Here is a 26,442-nt window from a genome sequence, read left to right as displayed (position 1 = left end):
TCAGGCCGCCCGGTCCCAGGCCAGCGACCAGCTGCCCGACCACTCCTGGCCCGGCTCGAGCACCAGCAGGTCGACGCCGTCGGCGAGCGCGTTGGGCGGGCAGGTCATCGGCTCGACGGCGAGGCTGCGCCGCCACTGCCCGGCGGGGAGGGTGTCGCCGGTGTAGACCTGCAGCCAGGGCCAGGCGGCGTCGGCGGAGAGCACCAGTTCGCCGCTGGCGCCGCGCAGCCGCACGTGTGCCCAGCCCTCGGCGTCCCGCTCCAGATCGGTCAGCGGGGTGTCCAGCGCGCGGTCGCCGATCCGGCCGACGGCGCCGTCGAAGGGCCGCCGCTCCCCGGTGGGCATCCCGCCGTCCAGCACCAGCTCGGTGCGGCCCGGCAGGTCCAGCTCGGCCTCGCCGATGCCGCCGTCGGCGGTGGCGCCGACGGAGAGGTAGGGGTGGAAGCCGGCACCGAACGGCGCCGGCTGCACCCCGGTGTTCCGCACCCGCAGCGTGCTCCTGAGCCGGCCGGCGTCGAGCGCGTGGTCGACGGCGACCGCGAGGCGGAAGGGGTAGCCGGGGTGCGGCTCGACCGTCGTCCCGACCGTGACGGATCCGTCCCCTTCGGCGAGCACGGTCCACGGCTGCCAGGCCACGAGGCCGTGGATGGCGTGCGGCTCCGCCGGCGACTGGACGTCGAGCTGCAGGTCGGTGCGCTGCCACGACCACTGCCCGGAGCGGATCCGGTTCGGCCAGGGCACCAGGACCGCGCCGCGCCAGCCGGGCTCGACCGTGCCGGCGGCGTACCCGTCCAGCACCTCCCGGTCGCCGACGGTCAGCCGGCGCAGCGTGCCGCCGCGCAGGTCGACGGCCAGCCGGGCATCGCCGGCGGTCAGTTCCACCTCGGTGCGGCCGGCGTCCGGCCAGGGATCGGGCATGCGCTCAGCTCACCACATGCCCGCGCCGGTCCACCTGCCGAGACCGGCGCGCTCGTGGTCATCGCGGTCCGATGGCGACGTGTGCGCCGATCCCGCGGGTCAGGCGCGGGTGCGGAAGAGGGCGACCTGCTCCTCCAGCTGGCCGGCGAGCTCCTGCAGCAACCGGCTGGCGTCGGCGGTCACCGTGGCCGCGGTGCCGGCCGTGGCGGTCGCCGTGCCGGCGATCTCCTCCGTGCTGCCTCTGCATGGTGGGCAACCTGACTGCGCATGATTGGTTGGTGACACCAAGCAGATGACCGCAGCCCGCCCGGGCAATCCCGGGCGGGCCGCGATCTCCCTCGAAGGGGGGTCCCCCGGCGGCGCGGTGGACCGCACCCGGGCCCGGTGATCGGGCGCCCGGTGCGGCCCACCGGGTCAGGGCGTGTAGGTGACCCCCGCCGCGATGGCGAGCACGTCGTCCTGGGCGAAGCCCTGGGGCGCGTGGACGGTGCACAGGGTGCCGTCGGGCAGCTCCCACGCGACCAGCCAGAAGCGGTTCGCCTCGTCCATGTGGTCGTGGGCGTGGACGATCCTCGCGGGTGCGCCGTCGATCTCGGTGTCGACGGGTGGGTCGATCGCGGTGACCGAGTCGATCCGCTGCTCGGCCGACCCGTTGTCCATCCCCGAGCCGGGCCGGGCCTCCGCCATGCACTGCACCCCGAGGACCTGGGTCGGGTCGTCGTCGGCGGCCACCCCGATGGCTCCGCTGCTCTCGTGCCAGTCGACGACCGACCAGCCGGCCGGGGCCAGACCGACCTGGAGGTTGATCGGCTGCGGACGGTCGACGAGCGACTCGCCCACCGCGACCAGCGCGGCCAGGTCACCGTGGACCTTCTCGCCCGCCAGGTACACCCACTCACCGGGCGCCCGCTCCCAGACGAGCTGGGCGAAGGGGAGGTCCTCGAAGCACTCGTTGACGATCGTGCACAGCCGGTCGGTCGAGCCGACGACGTAGCGCGCCTCGACGCCGGCGACCGTCGTGGTCCCCGTCCCGGTGACGTCCGCCGCCTCGTGCTGCTGGAAGGCCCAGGCCGGCTCCTCGGGGGCGAGGTGGACGGAGAAGCCGGTCCCGTCGGGGAACGAGTAACCGGCGACGGCCTCGTCGCTGCCGGCGGCGCCCGTGAAGCTCGGCGTCATGCCGGCCGGCACGGGGTCGAGGGAGAGCGGGAAGGTGATCTCCTCGACCGCCACCAGGGTCATGCCGCCGGTGCCGGTGGGCACCGGGCCGGGCCCGTCCGCTCCGGTGACGACGACGGCGGCGGCCCAGGCAGCTGCCGCGGTGACGGCGGCCAGCCCGATGCGGAGGGTGGCCTTCCGGCCGGGGACCCGGCGCCGCCGGGGGGCCGGTCCGTCGATCTCCGCCAGCAGCGCCGCGCGGGCGGCCGAGCGGGTGGCGGCGGACAGCGCCGGGGCGTCTGGTCCGGCGTCGCGGAGCAGCGTGAGGTCGTTCATCGGTCCCCCTCCTCGGAGGTCGGGTCGAACGGGGAGACGCCGCCGAGCGCGGCGCGGGTCTGGCGGCGGGCCCGGTGCAGCCGGGAGCGCACCGTGCCGACGGGGACGTCGAGGACGGCGGCGATCTCCTCGTACCCCAGCTGCCCCCAGGCCAGGAGCAGCAGGGCGTCGCGGTCGCGGGGCTTCAGCCCGGCGAGCGCCGCGGCGAGCGGGCCGCGCATCGCCTGCGCGTCCAGCCGGTCGCCGGCCTCGCCCGGGTCGTCCCCGGGGCGCTCGGGCTCGGCGGCGGCCCGGGCCAGCGCCTTGTACCGGCGCTGCTCGGTGCGGACGTGCCCGTGCACCACGTTGGTGGCGATGCCGAGCAGCCAGGGCCGCACCTCGACGTGCTCGGGCCGGTAGGCCGCCCGCCGGCGGAACGCGATGAGGAAGGTCTCGCTGAGCAGGTCGTCGGCGAGCTCACCGACCCGGCGGCCCAGGTAGCGGTGCACGGTGGCCGCGTGCCGGTCGAACAGCGGCGCGAACTGCGCCGGGTCGTCGAGCGACCGGGCGATCAGCTCCGCGTCGCCCGGCAGGGCGTCGGGGAGGGCGCGCAGCCGTGGGGGTTCGGCGGGCGGACCGGCGGACCGGTGCAGCGCCGTCGGAGTCACGGCAGGTGATGATCCGGCCGCGAGGGGTGAAGTCGTCACACCCCTTCATGTCCGATGCGACGGATCGGGTTCACGCCGCCGGACGGGAGCGGCCGCGTCCCGGGCACCGGACGCCGGGGACGCGGCCGGAGATCACTCCGCGCAGTTCTCGCTGCCGTAGCTCTCGACCGCCTGGGCGGCGGTGAGGAACTCCTCCGTCAGGTCACCGCTCGCGATGGCGCCCTCGATGTCCCCGTCCGCCGGGAAGTCCTCGGCCAGCAGGTCCACGGCCTCCTGCACGTCGTCCCCGGCCTCCTCGGGGACGACGTCGGCCAGCTCCTCGAGCTCGCCCTTCGCCTGGTCGGCGTCCTCCTCGGCGATCTGGTCGATGGACTCGAACTGCTCGCAGAAGTCATCGACGCTCGCGCCGCCACCGCACGCGGTGAGGCCGAGCGGGAGGGTGGCGGCGGCCGCCACGAGGGCGAGCTTCCGGATGCGCATGGGGGTCCCTTCGGGGTGCGGCCGATCCGTACCGGTACGGCCGCGAGCGGTGACGTCGCGCCCACCCTCACACATCGGGGCCCGCACCCGGCTCCACGCCGGACCCGAACCGCTCAGCCGGCGCCGACCGCCTTCTCGAAGAACAGCGAGCCGGTCGCGTCGGGGTCGTCGAGGTAGGCCCCGAACGGGCCGATCTCGCGGTAGCCCGCGCCGGCGTACAGCCCGGCCGCCTCGGGCTGGAGGGGGCCCGTCTCCAGCCGCAGCGTCGTCCAGCCCCGGTCGCGGGCGGCGGTCTCGAGACCGGCGAGCACCGCCTTCGACACCCCGCGCCCCCGCGCCGCCGGCACCACGTACATGCGCTTGACCTCGGCGGCGCCGTCGCCCAGCTCGCGGAGGGCACCGCAGCCCACCGCGGCCCCGTCATCGCCGCGGGCCACGAGGACCACGCTCACGTCGGCGGCCGTCGGCGGCCGGCCCGGCTCCTCCTTGCCGCCGTAGCGGGCGCGGATCTCGGTCTGCTGGTCGGCCGTGAGCCGCCGGACGTCCGGATCGTCCCAGCCGGCCCCCTCGATGATCACGGGCGCGATCATGGCAGGAGGGCGCGGCCCGCCGGCGGTAGCGTCAGGAGGCAGCCCACCGACGAAGGAGCACCGTGCCGGTCGACCGTGAACTGCCCAGCCGCGAGGCCGAGGACCTGCTGGCCCTCACCCGCGAGATCGCCGACGCCGAGCTGGCGCCGAAGGCCGCGGAGCACGAGCGCGCCGAACGGTTCCCGCGGGAGGTCTTCCGCCTCCTGGGCGACGCCGGGCTGATGGGGCTGCCCTTCCCCGAGGAGATCGGCGGCGGCGGTCAGCCCTACGCCGTCTACCTGCAGGTGCTCGAGGAGCTCGCCGCCCGGTGGGCCACCGTGGCGCTCGGCATCAGCGTGCACACCCTGGCCTGCTCCCCCGTCGCGAACTTCGGCACCGAGGCCCAGCGCCGCGACCTGCTGCCCGAGATGGTCGGCGGCACGCTGCTCGGCGCCTACTCCCTGTCCGAGGCGCACGCCGGCTCCGACGTCGCCGCGATGCGGGCGAGCGCCACCCCGTCCGACGACGGCTGGCTGGCCCGCGGGGAGAAGGCGTGGGTCACCCACGGCGGGCACGCCGACTTCTACTCGACGTTCCTGCGCACCCCGGTCGACGGCGACCGCGCGATCTCCTGCTTCCACCTCACCCCCGACCTGCCCGGCTTCAGCGCCGCGAAGCCCGAGGAGAAGATGGGGCTGACCGGCTCCACGACGGCGGCGATCCGGCTGGACGACGTGCCGGTCCCCGCCGACCGGCTGGTCGGGGAGCCCGGCCGCGGCATGGCGATCGCGCTCGGGGCGCTGGACTCCGGGCGGCTGGGCGTCAGCGCCGTCGCGGTCGGGCTGGCGCAGTCGGCCCTCGACGTCGCCGTCGCCTACGCGGTGGAGCGGTCGGCGTTCGGCCGCCCGATCGCCGAGCACCAGGGCGTGGCGTTCCTGCTGGCCGACATGGCCGCGGCCGTCGAGTCCGCCCGCGCCACCTACCTGGTGGCCGCCCGTCGCAAGGACGCCGGCAAACCGTTCTCCCGACAGGCGAGCATCGCCAAGCTGGTGGCCACCGACGCCGCCATGAAGGTCACCACCGACGCCGTCCAGGTGCTCGGCGGGGCGGGCTACACCCGCGACCACCCGGCCGAGCGCTACATGCGGGAGGCCAAGGTCATGCAGATCTTCGAGGGCACCAACCAGATCCAGCGGATGGTCATCGGCCGGCACCTCACCTCGGAGGTCGTGCCGCCCGCCGGCTGACGGGTTCCACGTGGAACCCGTGACAGCTGTCAGTAGCCCTCGGGCATACCGCCGGAACAGACTTGGGCCCCCGAGCGAGGAGCACGCCATGCCCGAGTCCCACCTCCGCGCAGCCGACCAGGACCGCGCCGCCGTCGCCGCCACGCTGGGGGAGGCCATGTCCGAGGGCCGGCTGACCGTCGCCGAGTACGACGAACGGCTGGCCCGGGCCTACGCCGCCCGCACCTTCGGCGAGCTGACCGAGCTGACCGCCGACCTGCCGCGCACGATCAGCGCGCCGGCGCCCCCGCCGGCGGCCACCGCCGCGCCGGTGCCCGCGTGGGCGGCACACGGCCTGCACGGCCGGCACGGCTGGCCGGCCTGGGGATCGTGGTCCAGCACCGCGCTGATCGTCCTGTTCATCTGGGCGGCGACCTCGCTGGCCGCCCAGGAGCTGCTCTACTTCTGGCCGTTCTGGGTGATCGTCCCCTGGGGCGGGATGCTGCTGATGGGCCGGCTCGGGGCTCGGGCGGGCCAGCGGCCGGGCAGGTGACCGCCCGGACGACCACGGCCGCAGCGGGTCCGGGACTCCCTGAGCTGCTCACCGTCGGTGGTCGTCACGAGCCGGATGGCGACCACCGGGCGCAGCGACGGGGGACACCGATGCCGGCCGGCGGTCGGGGTGGCCGCGCGCGACGACGCACCCCACACTGTGGCCGTCCGCAGGGCCCCACCGACCGGGAGCACAGGCCATGCGCCGTTGCCTGATCGTCGCCAACCAGACCCTCCGCACCGACACGCTCGACCGGGCCGTCCAGGAGCGGCTGGCCGCCGGACCGCACGAGTTCCTCCTCGTCGCACCCGCCACCCCGGTGCACGACGACGTCGAGGGGGCGGGAGCCCATGCGGCCGCGCCCTCGGCGACCGACCGCGCCTACGCGCTGGCCCGGCAACGCCTCGACCGGGCGCTGGAGCACCTGCGCACCCTCGGGGCCGGCGTCGACGGCGAGGTGGGCGACGCCGATCCGCTGCAGGCGGTCCGTGACGCCCTCGGCCACTTCCGCGCCGACGAGATCGTGGTCTCCACCCTGCCCCGAGGGCGATCCCAGTGGCTCCGGCGCGACCTGCCGTCGCGGCTGCGCAAGGGCTGCGACGTCCCCGTCACCCACCTCGTCGCCGAGACCGGCGCCGACGTCCCCACCTGATCGCGCGCGTCGGCGCATCCCCGGCTGAGCGCGGCGCGCGGCGGCCGACTGGTGGGCGGTGCGCGATGGGGTAGGGCGCGACGGGGTGCGACGAGGTCCGCCCCGCGGCGCGCGCCGCCGCACCGACCGCCCCCTGGAGGAATCGTGCAGTCGATGACCGAGCGCTTCACCGCGGCACTGCACACGCTCGACAGCGACCGCGACGTCGGGCCGATGCTCGAGATCACCGGCGAGGACGCCCAGCTGGTCAAGCTCGACGAGCACCACGAGACGTCGGGCAAGGACGGCGCGAAGGTCTTCTGGGAGGACTACCGCAACGTCTTCGGCGACTTGGAGACGTCGTTCACCCACTCCATCATCGGGGAGAGCAGCGCGGCGCTGGAGTGGACGTCGACCGGCACGCTGCGCAGCGGGAAGCCCTTCACCTACCGGGGCGTGACCGTCATCGAGGGCGACGAAGACCGGCTGAGCGCCGTCCGCACCTACTACGACTCCGCCGCCTTCGTGCAGGGGACGAGCGGGTCGGCCTGACCACCTGGTGCGACGGGCGCCGGCCCCGGGGGCCGGCGACGCCCCAGATGCGACGAGCGCCGGCCCCCGAGGGGAACCGGCGCTCGTCGTCTGCCTGGTGGGCAAGGGGGGAGTTGAACCCCCACGTCCTTTCGGACACACGGACCTGAACCGTGCGCGTCTGCCATTCCGCCACTTGCCCTGGCGAGGGAAGACAGTAGCAGCCACGTGCCGCACCCCGGAGCGGGGGTCGCCCGCCGGGCGTCGCGGGAAGCCGTGTCGGGGCGTCGCGGCTTCCTGGGCGGTCAGGCCCGCCCGGCCCGGCTACGATCACGGGTGGCAGAGAGACACGTCCGGCGAGCGCAGAGGAGCGACTGTGGGTGTTCTGCAGCGCTTCGAGCGCCGGCTCGAGGGCATGGTCGGCCTGGCCTTCGCCCGGCTCTTCAAGGGCAAGGTGCACCCGGCCGAGATCGCCACGGCCCTCCAACGCGAGGCCGACGAGCAGCGCGCCGTCCTCGGTGAGGGCCGGGTCCTCGCACCCAACGTCTACGTCGTCCGCCTCGGCGAGACCGACTACGAGCACCTCGGCCAGTGGTCCGACCAGCTCGCCGGCGAGCTGGCCGACATGGTCACCGAGCACATCGAGGACGAGGGCTACCAGGTCTTCGACAAGGTCACCGTCACGCTCGAGCTCGACGACGAGCTGACCACCGGCGTCTTCGAGGTGAGCTCCGAGGTCGCCGACCCGGCCCGTCCCGGGCTGCGCGCCGAGGTCCCCCCGCTGGCCTCGGCGCCGGTCGGCGGCCACCCGCCGCTGCCCCCGCTGCCGCCGTTGCGCGGCCGCATGGCCACCGACACCGGGAAGCAGAACCCCTCGGTCGTCGGCCGCGCCGGCTCCCGCGCCGCGCACACCCACGTGCTGGTGGTCGACGGCCCGGGCACGCGGCACGAGCTGTCCACCGGGCGCAACGTGATCGGCCGGGGCACCGAGGCCGACATCCGGCTGCCGGACACCGGCGTCAGCCGCAAGCACGTCGACGTCGTCCTCGACGGTGACGTCGCCACCGTGGAGGACCTCGGGTCCACCAACGGCACGCTGGTGAACGGTCGCCGCGTCACCCGTCAGCCGCTCAGCGACGGCGACGTGATCCGCATCGGCCACTCGGTCCTGGTCTACCGGCAGGACGGGGCGTGACCGGGGCCCCGCGCACGCAGCACGACGGGATCCGCACCGGGCTCCGCCGCGGTACCGGCACGTCCACCGCTCCGGCGGTGGTCGCATGACCGAACTGGTAGTGCAGATCTTCCGCTTCGGCTTCCTGCTGCTGCTCTGGCTGTTCATCTTCGCCGCCTTCCGCGTGGTGCGGGCCGACCTGTTCGGCGGCCGCCCCGGCCGCGTGGCCTCGGTCCCGCCGCGGTCGGCGACGCCGAAGAAGCGCGGCCAGAAGGGCCCCAAGTCCCTCGTCGTGACCGCCGGCCCGCTGACCGGCACCAAGATCACCCTCGGTGACCAGCCGATCCTGGTCGGCCGGGCCGACGACTCGACGCTCGTCCTCACCGACGACTTCGCGAGCTCCCGGCACGCCCGCCTGACCAACCGGGGCGGCCAGTGGTACGTCGAGGACCTCGGTTCCACGAACGGGACCTACCTGGACCAGCAGCGCGTGCAGGGCCCGCTGCTGGTCGCCCCCGGCCAGCCGATCCGCATCGGCCAGACCGCACTGGAGCTGCGTTCGTGACCCTGGTTCTGCGCTACGCCGCGCGCTCCGACCGCGGCCTCATCCGCGGCAACAACCAGGACTCGGTGTACGCCGGGCCCCGGTTGCTGGCCGTGGCCGACGGCATGGGCGGCCACGCCGCCGGTGACGTCGCGAGCAAGGTGGTCATCGCCGCCCTCGAGCACCTCGACGACGACACGCCCTCCGGCGACATGCTGCAGGCGCTGGGGGCGGCGGTCTTCGAGGGCAGCGAGCACCTCCGCGAGGTGATCCGCGAGTCCCCCCAGCTCGAGGGCATGGGCACCACGCTCACGGCGATCCTCTTCGCCGGCGGCCGGCTGGCGCTCTGCCACGTCGGCGACTCCCGCGCGTACCTGCTGCGGGACGGCGAGTTCACCCAGATCACCCACGACGACACGTTCGTGCAGACGCTGATCGACGACGGCCGGATCACGCCGGAGGAGGCCAACACCCACCCGCAGCGGTCGCTGCTGCTGCGCGCGCTCAACGGGCAGGAGGTCGAGCCCGACCTCTCGATGCGCGAGGCGCGCCCAGGCGACCGGTACCTGCTGTGCTCCGACGGGCTGTCGGGCGTCGTCAGCGAGGAGACCCTGGCCGAGGCGCTCAAGGACCCGGATCCGGAGGCCACCGCCGACCGGCTGGTCGAGCTCGCGCTGCGCAGCGGCGGGCCGGACAACATCACGGTCATCGTCGCCGACGTGCTGGAGGACACCGGCAGCAACGGCCGGTTCGACCCCGTCGTCGACGGTGCGGCCGGTGACAACATCGGTCAGCGGGAGGTCGACCCGCGCTCCGCCGCGGGCCGGGCCGCCCTGGCCGACCAGGGGCCCCCGGCTCCTCCGCCGCTCACACTGCCGACGGGCGGCGGCCCCTCCGCCCGCCGCCGCCCGCGACGCATCCTCCTGGTGGCGGGGGCCCTTCTCACCGTGCTGGTGGCAGGGGCGATCGGCATGTACGTGTGGGCGCTCGACCACTGGTTCGTCGGGGTCAACGGCTCCGGCGACGACCAGCAGGTCGCCGTCTTCCGGGGGCTGGACGTCTCGCTCCTCGGCCTGGACCTCTACCGCCTCGACCGGGGCACCGACCTCGCCCTGGCCGACCTGACGCCGGCCGCCCGGAGCCGGGTCGTCGGCAGCATCACCGCCGACGACGCCGGCGACGCCGACCGGATCCTCGAGGCGCTCCGCGACCAGCGGCTGCCGCTGTGCCCCTCCCCCGAGCGCGCTCCCGGCGATGCCACGGGCACCCCGCCGGCGGCCGCCCCGACCGCCGCCGAGCAGCCCGCGCCCGGTGACCCGGCGGCGCCGGAGGGCACGGCCACCGACGAGCCGGTGACCTCGGCGGCGCCCCGGACGACGTCGTCGGCCGAACCGGGGGAGAACTGCCGGGAGGTCGACTGATGGCCGGGCCCGTCACCGATCCCCGCGCCGCCGCGGCCGGCACGCCGACCCGCCGCGGCACCGAGGCCGCCCTGCTCGCCTTCGCCGTGCTGATCACCGTGGCCGCCCAGGCCATCGTCGACCTCACCGTCACCGGCGCGCTCCGCCCGGAGATGGCCACGTTCAGCGTGTGGATCACCGCGCTGTGGGTGGTGGCGCACCTGGTCGTCCGCCGGTTCGCCTCCTACGCCGACCCGCTGCTCCTGCCGGCCGTCGCCCTGCTCGTCGGCCTGGGCCTCACGGTCATCCACCGGCTGGACCTGGCTGCCGAGGTGTCCGGCGACACCGCCTCGCGCGAGGACGCCCCGGTGCAGCTGGTCTGGGCGACGCTCGGCGTGGCGCTGTTCGTCGCCGTCCTGGTCGTGGTCCGGGACCACCGGACGCTCTCCCGGTTCGCCTACACCCTCGCCCTGCTGGGCATCGTGCTGCTCGCCCTCCCGGCCGTGCTGCCCGCCTCGATCTCCGAGGTGAACGGCGCAAAGATCTGGATCCGGGTCGCCGGTTTCTCCATCCAGCCGGGCGAGTTCGCCAAGATCTGCCTGGTCGTCTTCTTCGCCGCCTACCTGGTCGACAAGCGCGACGTGCTGGCGCTGGCCAGCAAGAAGGTCGCCGGCCTGGAGCTCCCCCGGGGCCGCGACCTGGGCCCGGTGCTGCTGGCCTGGATCCTGTCCATCCTCGTGCTGGTGTTCGAGCGCGACCTGGGCAGCTCGCTGCTGCTGTTCGGCATCTTCGTGGTGATGCTCTACGTCGCCACCGAGCGGGCCAGCTGGCTGTTCATCGGCCTGGCGCTGTTCGCCGGCGGCGCCATGATCGCCTACCAGATCTTCGGCCACGTGCAGGCCCGCGTGAACACCTGGCTGGACCCCTCCGAGTACTACGACGGCGCCGGCTACCAGCTGATGCAGTCGCTCTTCGGCCTGGGCACCGGTGGGCTGTTCGGCGCCGGCCTCGGTGGCGGCCGCCCCGACCAGGTGCCGGTCGCGAAGAGCGACTTCATCGCCGCCGCCGTGGGTGAGGAGCTCGGGCTCTTCGGCCTGGTCGCGGTGATCGTGGTCTACCTGATCCTGGTCGAGCGCGGGCTGCGCACCTCCCTCGTCGTCCGCGACTCGTTCGGCAAGCTGCTGGCCGCGGGCCTGGCCTTCGCCATCGCCTGGCAGGTCTTCGTCGTCCTCGGCGGCGTCACCGGCCTGCTGCCGCTCACCGGTCTCACCACGCCGTTCCTGGCCTACGGCGGCTCGTCGCTGGTCGCCAACTTCGTGCTGGTGGCGCTGCTCGTGCGGATCAGCGACGCCGCGCGCCGCCCGGCCGCGCAGCACGCGGCGCCGATCCGGCTCGGCGACGCCCCGACGGAGGTGGTGGTGCCGTGAACGCCCCGCTGCGCCGCGTCGCCATCAGCGTGCTGGTGCTCTTCACGCTGCTGATCATCAACGTGAACGTCATCCAGGTGATCCGCTCGGACTCGCTCCGGGGGGATTCCCGCAACACCCGGGTGCTGGCCGAGACCTACGACCGGGAACGCGGCTCGATCATCGTCGACGGCACCGAGGTCGCCCTGTCCGTGCCCACGGACGGCCGCCTCACCTACCTGCGGACCTATCCGCAGGGCCCGCTCTACGCGCCGGTCACCGGCTACCACTCCCTGGTGTACGGCAACACCTACCTGGAGGACGTCATGGACGACGTCCTCTCCGGGGAGGACGACCGGCTGTTCGTCCGCCGCATCGCCGACCTGTTCACCGGCCGCGACCCGGCCGGCGGCGACGTCGTGCTGACCCTGGACCCGGCGGTCCAGGCCGCCGCGATGGCCGGTCTCGAGGGCCTGACCGGTGCCGTCGTCGCGCTGGACCCGCAGACCGGCGCGATCCTCGGCCTGGCGAGCACCCCGACGTACGACCCCGGCCTCGTCTCCGGCCACGACCCGGCGGGCATCCGGGCGAACATGGACGGAATCACCGGGCAGGACCCCGATCCGCGGCTGAACCGGGCGATCTCGGAGAACTACCAGGTCGGCTCGCTGTTCAAGGTGATCGTCTCCGCCGCCGCGCTGGCGGACGGCTACACGCCCGAGACGGTGGTGCCCGCGGTCGACCTGCTCCAGCTGCCCCAGTCGACGGCGACGCTGCCGAACTTCAACGGCTCCAGCTGCGACCCCGACCAGGAACAGCCGCTGATCGACGCGCTGACCATCTCCTGCAACACCGCGTTCGGGCAGCTCGGGATCGACCTCGGCGAGGACGCGGTCCGCGACATGGCCGAGGCCTTCGGCCTGGACGACGAGGGCATGGAGATCCCCCTCGACGTCGTTCCGAGCGGGGTCGGCACGATCGAGAGCGAGGCCGCGCTCGCGCAGACCTCGATCGGCCAGCGCGACGTCCGGATGACCGTCCTGCAGGCCGCCCTCGTCGCCGCCACGGTGGCCAACGACGGCGTCCAGATGGCGCCCTACCTGATCGACGAGCTGCGCGCGCCGGACCTGTCGGTGCTCGAGGAGACCGAGCCGGAGGTCCTGCGCGAGCCCATCTCGGCCGAGGTCGCAGAAGGGCTCACCGAGATGATGGTCAGCGTCGTGGAGCGCGGATCCGGCCGCGCCGCCCGGCTCCCGGGCATCGAGGTGGCCGGCAAGACCGGCACCGCCCAGGTCCGGCCGGGCGTCCCCGACCACAACTGGTTCATGGGCTTCGCCCCGGCCGAGGAGCCGGAGATCGCCGTCGCCGTCCTCGTGGTCAACGGCGGCAGCACGGGCGGCGACCTCTCCGCCCCGATCGCCCGCGACGTGATGGCGGCCTACTTCGAGGGGCGGGGCTGATGGCGCTGGGCATCGGGAGCCTCCTGGCCGGCCGGTACGAGATCACCGCGCCGATCGCCACCGGCGGCATGGGCGAGGTGTGGAAGGCCCGCGACCAGGTCCTGGACCGGATCGTCGCGGCCAAGGTGCTCAAGACCGAGTACACCAACGACCCGAGCTTCCTGGCGCGCTTCCGCAACGAGGCGCGGCACACCGCGGCGCTGTCGCACCCGAACATCGCGTCGGTCTACGACTACGGCGAGACGACCGACGACAGCGGCGTGCAGACGATGGCGTTCCTGGTGATGGAGTTCGTCGAGGGGCAGCCCCTGGTGACGATCCTGCACGAGGAGGGCCGGCTGCCGGTCGACTGGACGCTGCACGTGCTGGGCCAGGCGGCGGACGGGCTCTCCGCGGCCCACCGCGCCGGTGTGGTGCACCGGGACATCAAGCCGGGCAACCTGATCGTCCGTCCCGACGGCGTGGTGAAGCTGACCGACTTCGGCATCGCCCAGGCCCGGGACGCCGCCCCACTGACCAAGACCGGCATGGTCGTGGGCACCGCCCAGTACCTCTCCCCCGAGCAGGCCCAGGGCCTGGAGGTCAACGCCGCCTCCGACGTGTACTCGCTGGGGGTCGTCGGCTTCGAGTGCCTCGCCGGCGTGCGCCCCTTCGACGGCGCCTCGCAGGTGGCGATCGCGCTCGCGCACATCAACCGGCCCCCGCCTCCGCTGCCCGGCGACATCCCCCCGACGGTGCGGCTGCTGATCGACCGGGCCCTCGCCAAGGACCCGTCCGACCGCTTCCCCGACGGCGGCGCGTTCGCCGAGGCGGTCCGCCGGGTCGCCGACGGCGGGCAGGTCGCGGGCGCCGGGGCCGGCGGTGTGGCCGTCGTCGCGCCCGCCACCGCGCCGACCCAGATCGTGCACGTCGGCGCGGACGGGAACGTGTCCACCGACGGGCACACCCAGGTGTTCGCCACCCCCGCTGCCGGGATGCCCGCGGTGTCCCCCGCGACCGGGGGCCGCCCGATGCCGCCGCTGGCCGCGCCGCCGGGTCGCGAAGACGACTGGACCCGCGGCGACGAGCCGCCGGGGTCCGGCCGCCGCTGGGCCTGGCCGCTGGCCGCCGTGGTCCTCCTGCTGGTGATCGCCGGGGTCACCTACGTCCTGCTGACCCAGGACGGCGCGGGGCAGGACCGCTCCGCGGCGACCCCCACGAGCGATCCCACCACCAGCACCAGCGAGACGGCCGGGATCCTGCTGGACCCGGCGGTGTTCGTCGGCCGGGACGCCGACACGGTCGAGGCCGAGCTGAACGAGGCGGGCGTCGTGCTCGTCCGGCGGGAGGAGGCCGACGAGGCCACCCTCGCCGACCTCGGCCGGGCGCTGGAGGAGAACGCGGTCGCCGCGATCGACCCGTCCGGCGAGCTGGCGACCGCGGAGACCGAGGTGACCCTCTTCGTCGCCGTCGACGGCTGGCAGCCGGAGGACGAGCAGGAGGAGCCGACGCCGACCACCCCGCCCACCAGCGAGAGCAGCACCCCGTCGGAGACGACGACGCCGTCGGAGACCGAGGACGAGGACGAGCCGGAGGTGGAGGAGACCCCGGGCAACCAGGGGGGCACCACCGCGCCGAAGCCAACGGCCTCGACCACGAGGACGACGACCACGAGGACGACGACCACGTCGCCGACCACCACGTCGACGACCACCACGCCGTCGACCAGCACGACGACGGAGTCCGAACCCCCGGTCGTCAACGGACAGGCCCGCACCGATCCGGTCGACGCAGCGGCAGGGGCAGGTGACAGCCAGTGAGGCCACTGGTCTCCGGATCCCCGCTTCCGGCCGCCACGGCGGTTACGCTCGCCGACGGCTTCCCGTCCGCGGCGACCTCCGCCGCGACACCGCGTGGCACCGGCCCGCGGACGCTGCACCGAACCGCCCGAGAGGACCGTCGATGACCACGCCGCAGGTGCTCGGTGAGCGCTACGAGATCGGCGGGGTCCTGGGCCGCGGCGGCATGGCCGAGGTGCACCACGGACGCGACCTGCGGCTGGGCCGCGAGGTCGCGGTCAAGGTCCTCCGCCACGACCTGGCCCGCGACCCGTCGTTCCAGGTGCGCTTCCGCCGCGAGGCCCAGGCCTCGGCGTCGCTGAACCACCCCGCGATCGTGGCGGTCTACGACACCGGCGAGGACCGCACGCCCACCGGCGCCACCCCGTACATCGTCATGGAGTACGTCGAGGGCGAGACGCTGCGCGACGTGCTGCGTCGCGAGGGCCGGCTGCCGATCGAGCGGGCCATGAGCCTGGCCGCCGACATCTGCGGAGCGCTGGACTTCAGCCACCGCAACGGCATCGTGCACCGGGACGTGAAGCCCGGGAACGTCATGATCACGCCGCAGGGCACGGTCAAGGTCATGGACTTCGGCATCGCCCGCGCGGTCTCCGACTCCGCGGCCACGATGACCTCCACCGCCGCCGTGATAGGGACCGCCCAGTACCTCTCCCCCGAGCAGGCTCGCGGCGAGAGCGTCGACGCCCGCTCCGACGTCTACTCCCTGGGCTGCCTGCTGTACGAGCTGGTCACCGGCGCGCCCCCGTTCACCGGGGACTCCCCCGTGTCGGTCGCCTACCAGCACGTCCGCGAGGACCCGCGGCTGCCGTCGTCCATCAACCCCGACGTGCCGCCGGAGCTCGACGCCATCCTGCTCAAGGCGATGAGCAAGAACCCGGCCAACCGGTACCAGTCCGCCGCCGACATGCGCAACGACCTGCTGCGGGCGCTGGCCGGGCAGCGGGTCGAGGCGACGCCGGTCATGGGCGACGCCGAGAAGACGGCGATCATCGGCGCGCCGGTCGGCGGCTACGGCTCCAGCGGTTACGGCTCGGACGACGACTGGGACGACGAGCAGGCCCGGAAGCGCAAGCGGCGGATCATCGCCATCGTCAGCGTGCTCGCCGTGCTCCTGCTGGGCGGCGTCATCGCGGCCGCGATCGCGATGAACGCCGACGACGATCCGGTCGCCGCGCAGCAGGTGGAGGTGCCCGCCGTGGTGGGCCAGCCGGTCGCCGAGGCCGAGCAGGCCATCACCGACGCGGGGCTGGAGGTCGGCGACACCACCGATCAGCCGACCACCAACCCCGCCGAGCAGGGGACGGTGCTCCAGACCACCCCGGCCGGCGGTGTCCTGGTCGACGGGGGCACCTCCGTGGGCCTGGTCGTCGGCGTCGCTCCCGACGCGATCACCGTCCCGAGCCTGGTCAACTTCACCGAGCAGCAGGCACGCGAGGCCCTGACGCGGGCCGGCTTCACCGGCAGCGTCGACACCCGGGAGGAGGACTCCCTGCAGGACGAGGGCACCGTGGTCTCGGTCTCCCCCGCGTCTGGGGAGTCCGTCGCGGTGGACGGCACGGTCGAGCTCGGGCTGTCCACGGGCACCATCGCGATGCCCGACGTGACCGGCCGCCCGCAGGCCGAGGCGATCGCGACGCTCACCGACGCCGGTTTCACCGAGGCCCAGATCACCGTCGAGGAGATCGACTCCGACGCGCCGGAGGGCACGGTCGTCAGCACCACGCCCACCCCGGCGAGCCCGGCCTCCGCCGGTTCCCGCATCGTCCTGCAGGTCTCCGGGGGCGTCGCCCAGCTCACCGTGCCCAACCTGCGCGGGCAGAGCCGCGAGGCCGCGGAGGCCAACCTGCGGGCCGTCGGATTCACCAACATCCAGTTCAGCGACAGCGACGTGCTCGACCCGGGCGTCGGCCCGGGGCAGGTCGTCAGCACCGAGCCGGCGGCCGGCACACCGCAGCCGCCGACCACCACGATCGCCGTCATCCTGAACCCGCAGGCGCCTGACGCCGACTGACGGTCGCCCGGACGACGAAGGGCTCCTCCCGCCGCGGGAGGAGCCCTTCGTCGTCCGCGGGGGAGGTCAGGCCGTGGCGGAGGAGAGCCGCGCCGCGGTGGCCGACGCGGCAGCGAGCACCGACTCGTCGGGGGCCAGCCCGCACTCCGCGAGCCAGGTCGCCAGCATCTGGTGGCCGCCCTCGGTGAGCACCGACTCGGGGTGGAACTGCACGCCCTCGATCGGCAGCTCGCGGTGCCGCAGCGCCATGACCAGGCCGGAGGGGGTGTGCCCGGTGACCTCGAGCTCGTCGGGCACCGTGGCCGGATCGACGGCGAGGGAGTGGTACCGCGTCGCGGTGAACGGCGAGGGCAGGCCGGCGAGGACGCCCTGGCCGTCGTGCACGACCTGGCTGGTCTTGCCGTGCAGCAGCTCGGGGGCCCGGACCACCTCGGCCCCGAAGGCCTCGGCGATCGCCTGGTGGCCCAGGCAGACCCCGAGCACGGGGGTGCCCTGCCCGGCGGCCGCCCGGACCATCGGGACCGTCACGCCGGCGCCGGCGGGGGTGCCGGGGCCGGGGGAGAGCAGCACCCCGGCGACGTCGAGGTCGGCGAGCTCGTCGACGTCGACGGCGTCGTTCCGGCGCACCACGCACCGGACGCCCAGCTGACCCAGGTACTGGACGAGGTTGTAGACGAAGCTGTCGAAGTTGTCGACGACGAGGACCGGACGGTCGGGAGCGGTCATCGCGGTCGGGAACTCCTCGCTGGGCGGCGCACCGGTCGGCCCCGCGCCCGCTGCCGCCGGCTCAGCCGGCGACCGCGTACTGCAGGGTGAGGCCGCCATCGTAGGCGGGCACCGCCACCTCGGGCCGCTCGCGCACCTCGAACGTCAGCCCGTAGGAGTCCACCGCCTGCTGGAAGACCCGCACCTGGGGGGAGCCGTCCAGCTCCGCCTCGACCGCCGCGGCGTCGACGACGGCCGACACGACGAACGGCGGCGAGTACGTCCGGCCCTGCAGCAGGAGGGTGTTCCCCACGCAGCGCACCGCGCTGGTGGAGATGAGCCGCTGGTCCATGACCGACACCCCGTCCGCGCCGGCCGCCCAGAGGGCGTTCACGACCGCCTGGACGTCGCTCTGGTGGATGACGAGGTCATCGGCCCGGGCACCGCCCGGGAGGCTGCCGTCGGGGCGCTGGGGGGCGTCGTCGAGGGTGATGACCACACCGGCGCCGGTCACCGGGATCAGGCCGGCGGCGAACCCGCCGGTGGCGCCGAGCTCCCGGGCCGTCGCGACGGCGCTGTCCCGCTTGGCGGCCTCGTCGGTGAGGGACTGGACGTCGCCCTGCAGACCGGCCAGCTGGCGCTCCTGCCGGGCGACGGCGGCGTCGCGCTCCTCGATCAGCTGGGAGAGCTGGGTGATCTCACCGGCCCGCAGGTCGCTGCCCTGCGCGGTGCGCCCGGAGGTGGCGAACAGCAGCCCCGCCGCGACGGCGACGACCGGCACCAGGGCGCTCCAGGGCGAGGGACGGCGGCCCGTCCACAGCGATCGGGGCACGCGCACCTCTCCTCCGGCGCCACGACCGGCGCCCGCTCGGGTGAGGCGCCATCGACCTCGTCGCCGTCGAGTTTAGGCTTGGTGGCAGTTCGGGCGGGGAGGACGAGCCCGGCCCCGGGAGGGAGTACGCACGTGCCCAAGTCGAAGGTGCGCAAGAAGTCGGTGTACACACCGCCGGTCGACGCCGACCGCGCCCGCAGTTCGCAGGCCAAGGCGCTGCAGCCCAGCCCCCGGTGGTACGCGCCGGTGATGGTGGCGCTGATGCTCTTCGGTCTGCTGTGGATCGTCGTCTACTACGTCGCCGGCGAGCAGATCCCGTTCATGGTGTCGCTGGGGGCCGGGAACTTCGCGATCGGCTTCGGCGCCATGGTGGCCGGGCTGATCATGTCGATGCGCTGGCGGTAGCCCGGCAGCACCGCGTCCGCACGGTTCCGCGCGAGGCCCTCGTCCCCTCAGGGGACGGGGGCCTCCGTCGTCCCCCGCCCGGGAACCGGTGCGCACCCGCCGCGGCCGGCAGCCGGCGGGGACGGGAACCCCGCGACTGTGCACAGCCGCTGACCGGCGTCCACAGGTCGACATGGCGGCGGACCCCCAGGGTTGTCCACCGGATGTGGAGGGGCCGCGGTGGCCGGTGCGCGGCTGACCTGCGGTTTTCCCGCGGATGGGACTCGTGTGACAGGGCGTCCATCGCCGTAACTACAGCTGTGTGAGTCTGTCCCCAGCTGTGTACCCAGCTGTGGACGAGTCGACATGTCCGTGCCCCGGAGCCGGTGACCGACCCCCGCCTTACCCCGCCTGACCTGCGGATACACCTCCCGCGACGGCGATGTGGACGGACCTGTCCGCTCACCCTGGGCGAGCAGCCCGGCACTGAACGCCGACGCCGTCCCCAACCCGGGACGACGACGACCTCGACGACGACAACCCCTGGGACGACGACAGCCCCCGGCCGTCGGGCGGCCGGGGGCTGTCGAGTCGGACGGTCAGGCGTCGACGAGCTCGAGGATGGTCGCGTTCGCGGTGCCGCCGCCCTCGCACATCGTCTGCAGCCCGTAGCGGGTGCCGGTGGCCTGCATGTGGTGGACCAGCGTGGTCATGATGCGGGCGCCGGACCCGCCCAGCGGGTGGCCCAGCGCGATGGCCCCGCCCAGCGGGTTCACCCGCGCGGCGTCGGCACCGAGGTCGGCCATCCACGCCAGGGGAACCGGCGCGAACGCCTCGTTGACCTCGAAGACGCCGATGTCGTCGACCGACAGCCCGGAGCGGGCGAGCACCTTCTGCGTCGCCGGGATCGGCGCGGTCAGCATGATGACCGGGTCGTCGCCGGCCATCACCGTCGTGTGGATGCGGACGATCGGCCGCAGCCCGAGCTCCCGGGCCTTCTCGCTGGTGGTCACCAGCAGCGCGGCGGAGCCGTCGGAGATCTGGCTGGCGTTGCCGGCGCTGATGACGCCGTCCTCCTTGAAGGGGGTCTTCAGCGAGGCCAGCTTCTCCAGCGTGCCGCCGGGACGGATCCCCTCGTCCGCGCTGATCACCGTGCCGTCGTCGAGGGTGACCGGGGCGATCTCCTCGTCGAAGGCGCCGTCGGCCTGCGCCTTGGCGGCCCGCTCGTGGGAGCTGAGCGCGAACTCGTCGAGCTGGGTGCGGGAGAGGCCCCAGCGCTCGGCGATCATCTCGGCGCCGACGCCCTGGTTGGGGAAGACCCCGTCGTAACGCGCCATGAAGCGCGGGCCGAGCGGCCTGCCCGCCGAGCCGTCGCCACGGGCCGATCCCATCGGCACCCGGCTCATCGACTCCACCCCGCCGGCGACCACGACGTCGGCCTGGCCGCTGATCACCGTGGCGGCCGCGAAGGCGACGGCCTGCTGCGAGGAGCCGCACTGCCGGTCGATCGTGGTGCCGGGCACCGACTCCGGCCAGCCCGCCGCCAGCGGGGCGTTGCGGCCGATGTTGAAGGTCTGCTCGCCCACCTGGCTCACGCAGCCCCAGAAGACGTCCTCGACGACGGCCGGGTCGATGCCCGAACGCTCGGCGAGCGCCCCCAGCACGTGCGCGGAGAGGTCGACGGCGTGCACGCCGGAGAGCCCTCCCCCTCGCTTGCCCACCGGTGTACGGACGGCGGCACAGATGACGGCATCACGCATGGACCCACTCCTCGTCGACGACGGTGGGGCACACCACACCGGCCACCCCTCCGCGATCGTATGTTCCGCGCCACAGCTGGCAGGGTGGGCACCGTGCAGTGGTCGCCGCCCGTGCTCGTCCCGGCCGCCCTCGCGCTGGCCGGCCTGGCGCTCGCCGCGGTGGCGGTGCTGCTCGACCCGGCGGGCCGCGTGCTGGTCGGCGGGGCCGCCCTGCTGATGCTGGCCATGGCCGCCCGCGAGGCGGTGCTGCGGCCGCGGCTGGCCGCCGGGGCCGACGGCGTCGAGGTGCGCACGCTCACCGGCCGGCGGCTGCTCCCCTGGGGTGTGCTCCGGGTGCGCGTCCGCACCGCCCGGCGGTGGGGCACCACCATCCGCACGCTGGAGCTGGAGACGTGGCCCCGCGCCGAGGACGACGACGGCGTGCTCGTCGTCCTCGGCCGGTGGGACCTCGGGGCCGATCCGGAGGCGGTCGCGCGGGCGCTGGAGGCCCACGGCCGCGGAGCGGTCTAGAGCTCCGTTGCCGCCGGGCGGTCTAGACGCCGGCCACCGCGAGCGTGGAGACGCCCAGCGCGAGGACGAGGAGCACCGCGGCCAGCGCGCCGATCCCGGCGAGCTGCACCGCCTTCCGGCGACGGGTGGCGACCAGGACCCCCGCGACGGCGGCGCCGGTCACCAGGCCGCCGAGGTGCCCCAGCAGCGAGACCCCGGGGAGGAAGCTGATGAACACGTTGATGGCCAGCAGCACGAGGATGCCCCGGATGTCCTGGCGGCGGACCAGCATCAGCACGCCGAGGCCGCCGAGGAGCCCGTAGATCGCCGTGGACGCACCGGCGACGGGGCGGAGCGGATCGCCGAACAGCTGGATCGCCGTGGACCCACCGAGCGCGGACACCAGGTAGAGGCTCAGGTAGCGCACCCGCCCCAGCTGGCGTTCCAGCTCGGAGCCGAAGACCAGCAGCGCCAGCATGTTGAGCACCAGGTGCAGCAGCCCGATGTGGAGGAAGGCGGCGGTGAGCAGCCGCCACGGCTCGCCGATCTCCACCGCGAGCGGGTACTGCGCGAGGTCGACGAACACCGGGGACCGGTAGTTGTCCAACGGGTCGTTGCCGACCAGCCCCGCCGACACCGCGGTCACCAGGAACATGACCACGTTGACCGAGATCAGGGTCAGCGTCACCGCACCCCAGCGGGACGCCGCGGACCGCACCCCTGAGGGACGCCTGGGCGCGCGCACCGAGGCGGCGCCCTGCTGGACGCACTCGGGGCACTGGAACCCGACGGAGGCCGGGATCATGCACTCCGCGCAGATCGGCCGCCCGCACCGGGTGCAGGAGATCCCCGTGGGCCGGTCGGGGTGCCGGTAGCAGGTCGCGGGCGGGGGGGCCGGCTGCGCGCCGGCACCCCCGCCGTCAGGTCCGGTGGTCAGCTGCGCTGCACCTCGACGGACTCGATCACCACGTCCTCGACCGGGCGGTCGTTGCGGCCGGTGGAGACCTTGCCGATCCGGTCGACCACGTCGCGGCTGGGCTGGTCGGCGACCTCACCGAAGATGGTGTGCTTGCCGGTCAGCCAGCTGGTGGGGGCCACGGTGATGAAGAACTGCGAGCCGTTGGTGCCCGGCCCGGCGTTGGCCATGGCCAGCAGGTACGGCTTGGTGAAGGCCAGGTCGGGGTGGATCTCGTCGCCGAACTGGTAGCCCGGGCCACCGATGCCCTGACCGAGCGGGTCGCCGCCCTGGATCATGAAGCCGTCGATGATGCGGTGGAAGACCGTGCCGTCGTAGAGCTTGTCGGTGGTCTTCTCGCGGGTGGCGGGGTGGGTCCACTCGCGGCGGCCCTCGGCCAGGTCGGCGAAGTTGGCCACCGTCTTCGGCGCGTGGTCGGGGAACAGGTCCACGGTGATGTCGCCGTGGTTGGTGTGCAGGACCGCGCGGCGGGCGGGAGTCGATTCAGTCACGGCCTCCACTCTCCCACCCCGCGCGGCGGTGCGGGCGCGGGGCCGCGGGAGCCGGCGCTCCCGTGGGGCAGCGGCGCAGGGAGCCGGGTGTGCTTGACCTTCCAGCGGCCTGAAGGATCAGGCTGCACGCGTGGACGCGGAGGGGCATCTGGATCTCGATCTGCTGACGATCGGGAGCTTCGCGCGGGCGGTCGGGCTGCCGACGAGCGCGCTGCGCCACTACGACGAGTGCGGGCTGCTGGTGCCGGCCCGGACCGACGCGTCGACCGGGTACCGCTACTACACCCCGGCCCTCGAGCAGCGGGGTCGGCTGATCGCGATGATGCGCGGCGTCGGCGTCCCGATCGAGCAGATGCGCCTGGTGCTCGACGGCGACGCGGAGCAGGCCCGCGACGTGCTGGCCGGGCTCGCCGCCGGTCGTGAGCAGGAGGCGCTGCGCACCCGGGAGGCGCTGGGCGAGGTGCTGACCCGGCTCGAACGACAGCGGCCCCAGCCGGCCGTGCGCCTGCGCGCGAGCGGACCGGTCCTCGCCGCCGCGCTGCAGCAGGTACGCACCGCCGCGGACACGGCGGCCGCCTCGCCGCTGGCCGCCGTGCTGCTGGACGCCCGGGACGGCCTGCTCGACGTCGTGGCGACGAACCGGCACTGGCTGGCGCGCCGCGTCCTGGGCGTACGGGCGGAGGGGGACGGCGAGGCGCGGGTCGTGCTGGGCCTCCCGACGGTCGACGACCTGGTGGACCGCCTCGAGCGGTCCCGCGAGGTCGACCTGGTCCTCCGGGCCGGCGAGGGCCTCACCGTGGCCACGGGAGCCGACGCGCTGGAGATCGCCGGCGACCCGCGCCCCTACCCGTCGTACCGCCTCGTCCTGGACGCGCTGGACCCGCCGGGTTCGACGGTGCTCGTCCCGGCGGAGTCCCTCGTGCGGGCCGTGACGCGGGCGCACCGGGCGGTGGTGCTCCTGCGGTACGGGGAGCGGTTCCGGGTGGGCGACGTGGAGGTGCCCGCGGTCGTCGCCGGCGCCGGGCTCGAGGTGGGGTTCCGGAGCTCGCTGCTGCTCCGGGCACTCGGGTCCTGCGTCGGCCGGAAGGTGCAGGTGGACATCTCCGCCGCCGACCGCCCGGCGGTGCTCACGTCGCCGGACCAGCCCGGTTTCGAGGCGCTCGTCATGCCGACGCTCGAGCGGCCATGAGGCGCGGCTTCCGGGTGTGGTCCCTGGCCGCTGCCGCCTCGACGCTCGGCGACTCGATCACGTACTTCGCCGTCGGCTGGAGCGCGGCGGCGTACAGCCCCGGGGCGGCGAGCCTGGTGCTGACCGTGCAGTCGGTACCGCTGTGCGTCCTCGTCCTGCTGGGCGGAGCCGTCGCGGACCGCTGGGGCATCCGCCGCACGATGATGGCCTGCGACGCCGCGATGGTCCTGGTGCTGCTGGCGTTCCTCGCGCACGCCCTGCACGGCCCGTCGCTGCTGGGACTGGGCGTGCTCGCGGCCGCGTCGGGCACGGCTGCCGCGCTGCGCCGTCCGGCCGACGGCGCGTTCCCGCGCCTGTTCGCGACCGATGCCGAGCTCGCCCGGGCGCTGGCCTCGGTGAGCCTGCTGCTGCAGGCGGCCCGCACCGGCGGCCCGGCGCTCGGCGGGCTCCTCCTGGGCTGGGGTGGACTGCCGCTGACGACCGCGGTGGACCTCCTGACGTACGTCCTCGTGCTCGTCGTCCTGCTGCGCGTGCGACCACCACGGGCGGAGGTGCTGCGCTCCTCCGAGACGCTGCTCCGGGGCACGGTCAGCGCGCTGCGGGCCGCCCGGCGGACGGGCGTGGCACCACTGCTGGTCGCCGTCACCCTGCTCGGCGCCGCTGTCCTGCCGGTGGTGACGCTGGCGGTGCCCCTGGCCGGGCGGGACCGGGGCTGGTCGGCGCCGGCGGCGGGTGCCGTCGTGGGGTGCTGGACGGTGGGGACGTTCGTCGTCACCGCCCTCGTCGCGCGGTACGGCGCTGTCGGCGCCCGGGCCCGCACGGTCGGGCCGGGCGTCGGGGCCCTCGGGATCGCGCTGCTCGCCGTCACCCGGTCGGCCGCCCTGGGCGCGCTCGCCCTCGTCCTGCTCGGGGTTGGCACGGCCGTGTGGACGACGACGGCGATGCCCCTGCTGGTCCGGGCCACACCGGAGGGCATGCTCGCGCGCTTCCAGGCCCTGCTCGGCTTCGCCCAGAACCTGGCGGTGCTCGTGGCGCTGCCGGCGCTCGGCCTGCTCGCGGCGGCCGCAGGGCTCCGGACGTCCCTGCTGGTGCTGGCCGCGCTGCTCGCCGCGGCCGCCGCGCTGCCGCTTCCCGCCGCGCCGGCGACGTCTGAGGCGACGTCTGAGGCGACGTCTGAGGCGACGTCTGAGGCGTGGTCATCGGGGGGAGGTCCGCAGCCCCCGGAGCGGGAACGGGTCCGGGCACGGCCGCAGCGGCGGTGACCCGTGCGCTGCGCAGCGGCCACCGGTCGGCCCGGGCGGGACCTTCGGTCAGCGACCGTGGGTGGAGACGAGGGGAATCGAACCCCTAACCCCCGCCTTGCAAAGGCGGTGCTCTGCCAATTGAGCTACGTCCCCGGGTGGCCCGGAGGCCGGGAGTTCAGCGGGTCGGCGTGCTGACCGCCCCGGGCCCGCTGGTGGCCTCGTGCCACAGGTCGGCCTCGGTGCGGCCGGAGGACCGCTTGCGGACCGCGGCCAGGGCACCGGCCGCGACGGCGGCGAGCGCCAGCTTCTTCAGCACGTGGAGAACCTCCTCGAGCGCTTCGCCCGCCGCGGAGGCGACGACCGGAGGAACGCGGAACCGGGGTTCCGGTACACGGGTGGGCCTGGGAGGACTTGAACCTCCGGCCTCATCCTTATCAGGGATGCGCTCTAACCGCCTGAGCTACAGGCCCGTGAACCTCGAACAGCATACGTGCCCCCGACTCCGGGCCGGCGAGGGGGTCCCGTCCTCTGCAGGGTCGCGCCGAGTGGAGCCCGGAGGGTCCCGCGCAGGCGCGACGGACGCGCTCGCCGCCCCAGGGGGACGGCACGTGGCCGCGGTGTCGTCCGGAGGACGACAGATCACACAGCCTCAGTCGCGCTCGGAGAGGGTGACCTCGAGGCCGCCGACCAGGTCGGAGCAGAGGTTGTAGATGAACGTCCCCACCGTGCACAGCGCGGTGAGCAGGACGACGTTGATCGCGCCGATGACGGCGGCCCCGCCGAACACCACGCCGGCGGTGAGCACGTCGCCGCCCTCATCGGACCCGGAGGCGCTGCCGATCTGGCCGACGAGGTCGTTGATGGCATCGAAGACGCCCAGCCCGCCCAGCACCATGTACAGCAGCCCGACGGCCACCATCCAGATGAAGAACAGGGCGATCGACAGGACCAGCGAGATCTTCAGCGCCGACCAGGTGTCGATGTGCCGCAGCTGCAGCCGGGCCCGCCGGGGTCCGCGGCCGGACTGCCGGCCACGGCCGGCCTTGGGCGCGGCCGGTCCGGCGGCACCGTCACCGGTGCCGATGGGGCCGTTCGTGGGACCCACCACCGGCGCGGACTCGCCGGTCTCCGGGGCACCCGCCTGGCCGGCGGCCGTACCGCCGGCGGGCTGGGCCGCCGGGGCTCCCCCGGCCGGGGAGGCACCGCTGTCCGACAGCGGCTGCGGGACGACGGGCACCGCGCCGGACGCCGGACCCTGGGCCCGCTGGCTGCCCGTCGTGGGGATCGACTGCGTCGCGGAGACGCCGTTCCCGGTGCCGGCGCCGTCCCCCGGGGCGCCGTCGCCGGCCCGGGAGTCGGTGCGCACCGAACCGTGCGTCCGGTCGCTCATGCCTGTCTCCCGTTCCCCGGCGGCGGTGCCGCTGTCTCGGTGCCCGGCCCCGTGCCACCCCGATCGGGGCGGCACGGGACCGCGGTCGCGTGCGTGACTA

The 26,442-nt window shown here is 74.5% G+C and carries 29 protein-coding genes and 3 tRNA genes; 16 read left to right on the top strand and 16 right to left on the bottom strand.

The features are described from left to right. From BD833_RS14565 to BD833_RS14540, 6 genes are all read right to left on the bottom strand, one after another. On the bottom strand, window positions 1–918 hold the full coding sequence (locus BD833_RS14565) for an aldose 1-epimerase family protein (protein ID WP_166533864.1): 918 nt from the start codon (window positions 916–918) through the stop codon (window positions 1–3). A gap of 99 nt (window positions 919–1,017) precedes the next feature. Further along, window positions 1,018–1,206, bottom strand: a complete 189-nt coding sequence (locus tag BD833_RS14560) for a hypothetical protein (RefSeq protein WP_166533863.1) — start codon at window positions 1,204–1,206, stop codon at window positions 1,018–1,020. Between the two features lie 126 nt (window positions 1,207–1,332). Then, window positions 1,333–2,409, bottom strand: coding sequence for a hypothetical protein (locus BD833_RS23280; protein ID WP_166533862.1), 1,077 nt, complete (start codon window positions 2,407–2,409; stop codon window positions 1,333–1,335). Continuing rightward, window positions 2,406–3,056: an RNA polymerase sigma factor gene (locus tag BD833_RS14550; protein ID WP_243737676.1), complete on the bottom strand. Its 651-nt coding sequence runs from the start codon at window positions 3,054–3,056 to the stop codon at window positions 2,406–2,408. The genes BD833_RS23280 and BD833_RS14550 overlap by 4 nt, the downstream gene beginning before the upstream one ends. Window positions 3,057–3,188: 132 nt before the next feature. Next, window positions 3,189–3,536 (bottom strand): hypothetical protein, encoded by a 348-nt coding sequence (locus BD833_RS14545; RefSeq protein WP_166533861.1) that lies wholly within the window; start codon window positions 3,534–3,536, stop codon window positions 3,189–3,191. 113 nt (window positions 3,537–3,649) lie between these two features. Further along, on the bottom strand, window positions 3,650–4,126 hold the full coding sequence (locus BD833_RS14540) for a GNAT family N-acetyltransferase (protein WP_166533860.1): 477 nt from the start codon (window positions 4,124–4,126) through the stop codon (window positions 3,650–3,652). 62 nt (window positions 4,127–4,188) lie between these two features. Between BD833_RS14540 and BD833_RS14535 the strand changes: the two genes are divergently transcribed. The 4 genes from BD833_RS14535 (at window position 4,189) to BD833_RS14520 (ending at window position 7,067) form a co-directional block, all read left to right on the top strand. After that, window positions 4,189–5,352, top strand: a complete 1,164-nt coding sequence (locus tag BD833_RS14535; protein ID WP_166533859.1) for an acyl-CoA dehydrogenase family protein — start codon at window positions 4,189–4,191, stop codon at window positions 5,350–5,352. 88 nt (window positions 5,353–5,440) lie between these two features. Then, window positions 5,441–5,884, top strand: coding sequence for a DUF1707 SHOCT-like domain-containing protein (locus tag BD833_RS14530; protein WP_166533858.1), 444 nt, complete (start codon window positions 5,441–5,443; stop codon window positions 5,882–5,884). 199 nt (window positions 5,885–6,083) lie between these two features. Further along, window positions 6,084–6,536 (top strand): hypothetical protein, encoded by a 453-nt coding sequence (locus BD833_RS14525; protein WP_166533857.1) that lies wholly within the window; start codon window positions 6,084–6,086, stop codon window positions 6,534–6,536. A gap of 153 nt (window positions 6,537–6,689) precedes the next feature. After that, entirely contained in the window at window positions 6,690–7,067 is a 378-nt protein-coding gene (locus BD833_RS14520; RefSeq protein WP_166533856.1) for a nuclear transport factor 2 family protein, read from the top strand. Window positions 7,068–7,162: 95 nt separating this feature from the next. Here BD833_RS14520 and BD833_RS14515 read toward each other — a convergent pair. Next, window positions 7,163–7,248: transfer RNA gene (locus BD833_RS14515), tRNA-Leu, on the bottom strand. A gap of 174 nt (window positions 7,249–7,422) precedes the next feature. Here BD833_RS14515 and BD833_RS14510 point away from each other — a divergent pair. The 7 genes from BD833_RS14510 to pknB all read left to right on the top strand — a co-directional run bounded on the left by BD833_RS14510 (window position 7,423) and on the right by pknB (window position 16,882). Then, on the top strand, window positions 7,423–8,241 hold the full coding sequence (locus tag BD833_RS14510; RefSeq protein WP_166533855.1) for an FhaA domain-containing protein: 819 nt from the start codon (window positions 7,423–7,425) through the stop codon (window positions 8,239–8,241). An 85-nt stretch (window positions 8,242–8,326) separates the two neighbouring features. Then, on the top strand, window positions 8,327–8,785 hold the full coding sequence (locus BD833_RS14505; RefSeq protein ID WP_166533854.1) for an FHA domain-containing protein FhaB/FipA: 459 nt from the start codon (window positions 8,327–8,329) through the stop codon (window positions 8,783–8,785). Beyond that, entirely contained in the window at window positions 8,782–10,185 is a 1,404-nt protein-coding gene (locus tag BD833_RS14500; protein ID WP_166533853.1) for a PP2C family protein-serine/threonine phosphatase, read from the top strand. Before BD833_RS14505 ends, BD833_RS14500 begins: the two co-directional genes overlap by 4 nt. Beyond that, complete coding sequence (locus tag BD833_RS14495) at window positions 10,185–11,591, top strand: FtsW/RodA/SpoVE family cell cycle protein (protein WP_166533852.1); 1,407 nt, start codon at window positions 10,185–10,187, stop codon at window positions 11,589–11,591. The genes BD833_RS14500 and BD833_RS14495 overlap by 1 nt, the downstream gene beginning before the upstream one ends. Then, window positions 11,588–13,030 (top strand): peptidoglycan D,D-transpeptidase FtsI family protein, encoded by a 1,443-nt coding sequence (locus tag BD833_RS14490; RefSeq protein ID WP_166533851.1) that lies wholly within the window; start codon window positions 11,588–11,590, stop codon window positions 13,028–13,030. The genes BD833_RS14495 and BD833_RS14490 overlap by 4 nt, the downstream gene beginning before the upstream one ends. Further along, window positions 13,030–14,829: a protein kinase domain-containing protein gene (locus BD833_RS14485; protein ID WP_166533850.1), complete on the top strand. Its 1,800-nt coding sequence runs from the start codon at window positions 13,030–13,032 to the stop codon at window positions 14,827–14,829. The genes BD833_RS14490 and BD833_RS14485 overlap by 1 nt, the downstream gene beginning before the upstream one ends. A gap of 142 nt (window positions 14,830–14,971) precedes the next feature. Continuing rightward, a complete protein-coding gene (pknB, locus tag BD833_RS14480) occupies window positions 14,972–16,882 on the top strand; it encodes a Stk1 family PASTA domain-containing Ser/Thr kinase (protein WP_166533849.1) in 1,911 nt (636 codons plus the stop codon). A 66-nt stretch (window positions 16,883–16,948) separates the two neighbouring features. On the opposite strand, the gene BD833_RS14475 is transcribed toward pknB, so the two are convergent. After that, the gene (locus tag BD833_RS14475) at window positions 16,949–17,608 is read right to left on the bottom strand and encodes an aminodeoxychorismate/anthranilate synthase component II (RefSeq protein WP_166533848.1); all 660 of its coding nucleotides are present in this window, start codon (window positions 17,606–17,608) and stop codon (window positions 16,949–16,951) included. Between the two features lie 61 nt (window positions 17,609–17,669). After that, the gene (locus BD833_RS14470) at window positions 17,670–18,419 is read right to left on the bottom strand and encodes a DUF881 domain-containing protein (RefSeq protein WP_166533847.1); all 750 of its coding nucleotides are present in this window, start codon (window positions 18,417–18,419) and stop codon (window positions 17,670–17,672) included. Window positions 18,420–18,551: 132 nt separating this feature from the next. On the opposite strand from BD833_RS14470, the gene crgA reads away from it, so the two are divergent. Beyond that, window positions 18,552–18,824 (top strand): cell division protein CrgA, encoded by a 273-nt coding sequence (crgA, locus tag BD833_RS14465; RefSeq protein ID WP_166533846.1) that lies wholly within the window; start codon window positions 18,552–18,554, stop codon window positions 18,822–18,824. A 578-nt stretch (window positions 18,825–19,402) separates the two neighbouring features. Here the strand turns inward: crgA and BD833_RS14460 are convergent. Then, window positions 19,403–20,563 carry a thiolase family protein gene (locus BD833_RS14460; RefSeq protein ID WP_166533845.1) on the bottom strand — a complete coding sequence of 387 codons (1,161 nt, stop codon included), beginning with the start codon at window positions 20,561–20,563 and terminating at the stop codon, window positions 19,403–19,405. An 84-nt stretch (window positions 20,564–20,647) separates the two neighbouring features. Here BD833_RS14460 and BD833_RS14455 point away from each other — a divergent pair, with 84 nt between their 5' ends. Next, window positions 20,648–21,073, top strand: a complete 426-nt coding sequence (locus tag BD833_RS14455) for a PH domain-containing protein (protein WP_243737675.1) — start codon at window positions 20,648–20,650, stop codon at window positions 21,071–21,073. Window positions 21,074–21,095: 22 nt separating this feature from the next. On the opposite strand, the gene BD833_RS14450 is transcribed toward BD833_RS14455, so the two are convergent. After that, on the bottom strand, window positions 21,096–21,740 hold the full coding sequence (locus BD833_RS14450) for a rhomboid family intramembrane serine protease (protein WP_243737674.1): 645 nt from the start codon (window positions 21,738–21,740) through the stop codon (window positions 21,096–21,098). On the opposite strand from BD833_RS14450, the gene BD833_RS23015 reads away from it, so the two are divergent. Beyond that, complete coding sequence (locus BD833_RS23015; protein WP_243737673.1) at window positions 21,715–21,927, top strand: hypothetical protein; 213 nt, start codon at window positions 21,715–21,717, stop codon at window positions 21,925–21,927. The genes BD833_RS14450 and BD833_RS23015 overlap by 26 nt on opposite strands. A gap of 58 nt (window positions 21,928–21,985) precedes the next feature. On the opposite strand, the gene BD833_RS14445 is transcribed toward BD833_RS23015, so the two are convergent. After that, window positions 21,986–22,519 (bottom strand): peptidylprolyl isomerase, encoded by a 534-nt coding sequence (locus BD833_RS14445; RefSeq protein ID WP_166533843.1) that lies wholly within the window; start codon window positions 22,517–22,519, stop codon window positions 21,986–21,988. A gap of 130 nt (window positions 22,520–22,649) precedes the next feature. On the opposite strand from BD833_RS14445, the gene BD833_RS14440 reads away from it, so the two are divergent. Further along, the gene (locus tag BD833_RS14440; protein ID WP_166533842.1) at window positions 22,650–23,708 is read left to right on the top strand and encodes a MerR family transcriptional regulator; all 1,059 of its coding nucleotides are present in this window, start codon (window positions 22,650–22,652) and stop codon (window positions 23,706–23,708) included. Further along, on the top strand, window positions 23,705–24,970 hold the full coding sequence (locus BD833_RS14435; RefSeq protein WP_166533841.1) for an MFS transporter: 1,266 nt from the start codon (window positions 23,705–23,707) through the stop codon (window positions 24,968–24,970). The genes BD833_RS14440 and BD833_RS14435 overlap by 4 nt, the downstream gene beginning before the upstream one ends. A gap of 62 nt (window positions 24,971–25,032) precedes the next feature. On the opposite strand, the gene BD833_RS14430 is transcribed toward BD833_RS14435, so the two are convergent. From BD833_RS14430 to BD833_RS14415, 4 genes are all read right to left on the bottom strand, one after another. Further along, window positions 25,033–25,105: transfer RNA gene (locus BD833_RS14430), tRNA-Ala, on the bottom strand. A 22-nt stretch (window positions 25,106–25,127) separates the two neighbouring features. Then, the gene (locus BD833_RS14425) at window positions 25,128–25,268 is read right to left on the bottom strand and encodes a DLW-39 family protein (RefSeq protein WP_166533840.1); all 141 of its coding nucleotides are present in this window, start codon (window positions 25,266–25,268) and stop codon (window positions 25,128–25,130) included. 80 nt (window positions 25,269–25,348) lie between these two features. Next, window positions 25,349–25,422, bottom strand: a tRNA-Ile gene (locus tag BD833_RS14420). Window positions 25,423–25,601: 179 nt separating this feature from the next. Continuing rightward, window positions 25,602–26,342 carry a DUF3566 domain-containing protein gene (locus BD833_RS14415; RefSeq protein ID WP_166533839.1) on the bottom strand — a complete coding sequence of 247 codons (741 nt, stop codon included), beginning with the start codon at window positions 26,340–26,342 and terminating at the stop codon, window positions 25,602–25,604. Between the last annotated feature and the right edge of the window lie 100 nt (window positions 26,343–26,442).

Source organism: Blastococcus xanthinilyticus, from assembly GCF_008124835.1.
GTDB lineage: Bacteria > Actinomycetota > Actinomycetes > Mycobacteriales > Geodermatophilaceae > Blastococcus > Blastococcus xanthinilyticus.
Note: the sequence above shows the minus strand (reverse complement) of the source record. Positions and strands in the feature narration are given on the sequence as shown.

Bases quoted from the DNA above. Each gene is read 5' to 3' on its own strand.
- BD833_RS14565 (WP_166533864.1), bottom strand. From the start codon at position 918: ATGCCCGATCCCTGGCCGGACGCCGGCCGCACCGAGGTGGAACTGACC.
- BD833_RS23280 (WP_166533862.1), bottom strand. From the start codon at position 2,409: ATGAACGACCTCACGCTGCTCCGCGACGCCGGACCAGACGCCCCGGCG.
- BD833_RS14545 (WP_166533861.1), bottom strand. From the start codon at position 3,536: ATGCGCATCCGGAAGCTCGCCCTCGTGGCGGCCGCCGCCACCCTCCCG.
- BD833_RS14540 (WP_166533860.1), bottom strand. From the start codon at position 4,126: ATGATCGCGCCCGTGATCATCGAGGGGGCCGGCTGGGACGATCCGGAC.
- BD833_RS14530 (WP_166533858.1), top strand. From the start codon at position 5,441: ATGCCCGAGTCCCACCTCCGCGCAGCCGACCAGGACCGCGCCGCCGTC.
- BD833_RS14525 (WP_166533857.1), top strand. From the start codon at position 6,084: ATGCGCCGTTGCCTGATCGTCGCCAACCAGACCCTCCGCACCGACACG.
- BD833_RS14520 (WP_166533856.1), top strand. From the start codon at position 6,690: ATGACCGAGCGCTTCACCGCGGCACTGCACACGCTCGACAGCGACCGC.
- BD833_RS14505 (WP_166533854.1), top strand. From the start codon at position 8,327: ATGACCGAACTGGTAGTGCAGATCTTCCGCTTCGGCTTCCTGCTGCTG.
- BD833_RS14495 (WP_166533852.1), top strand. From the start codon at position 10,185: ATGGCCGGGCCCGTCACCGATCCCCGCGCCGCCGCGGCCGGCACGCCG.
- BD833_RS14485 (WP_166533850.1), top strand. From the start codon at position 13,030: ATGGCGCTGGGCATCGGGAGCCTCCTGGCCGGCCGGTACGAGATCACC.
- pknB (WP_166533849.1), top strand. From the start codon at position 14,972: ATGACCACGCCGCAGGTGCTCGGTGAGCGCTACGAGATCGGCGGGGTC.
- BD833_RS14475 (WP_166533848.1), bottom strand. From the start codon at position 17,608: ATGACCGCTCCCGACCGTCCGGTCCTCGTCGTCGACAACTTCGACAGC.
- BD833_RS14460 (WP_166533845.1), bottom strand. From the start codon at position 20,563: ATGCGTGATGCCGTCATCTGTGCCGCCGTCCGTACACCGGTGGGCAAG.
- BD833_RS14435 (WP_166533841.1), top strand. From the start codon at position 23,705: ATGAGGCGCGGCTTCCGGGTGTGGTCCCTGGCCGCTGCCGCCTCGACG.
- BD833_RS14415 (WP_166533839.1), bottom strand. From the start codon at position 26,342: ATGAGCGACCGGACGCACGGTTCGGTGCGCACCGACTCCCGGGCCGGC.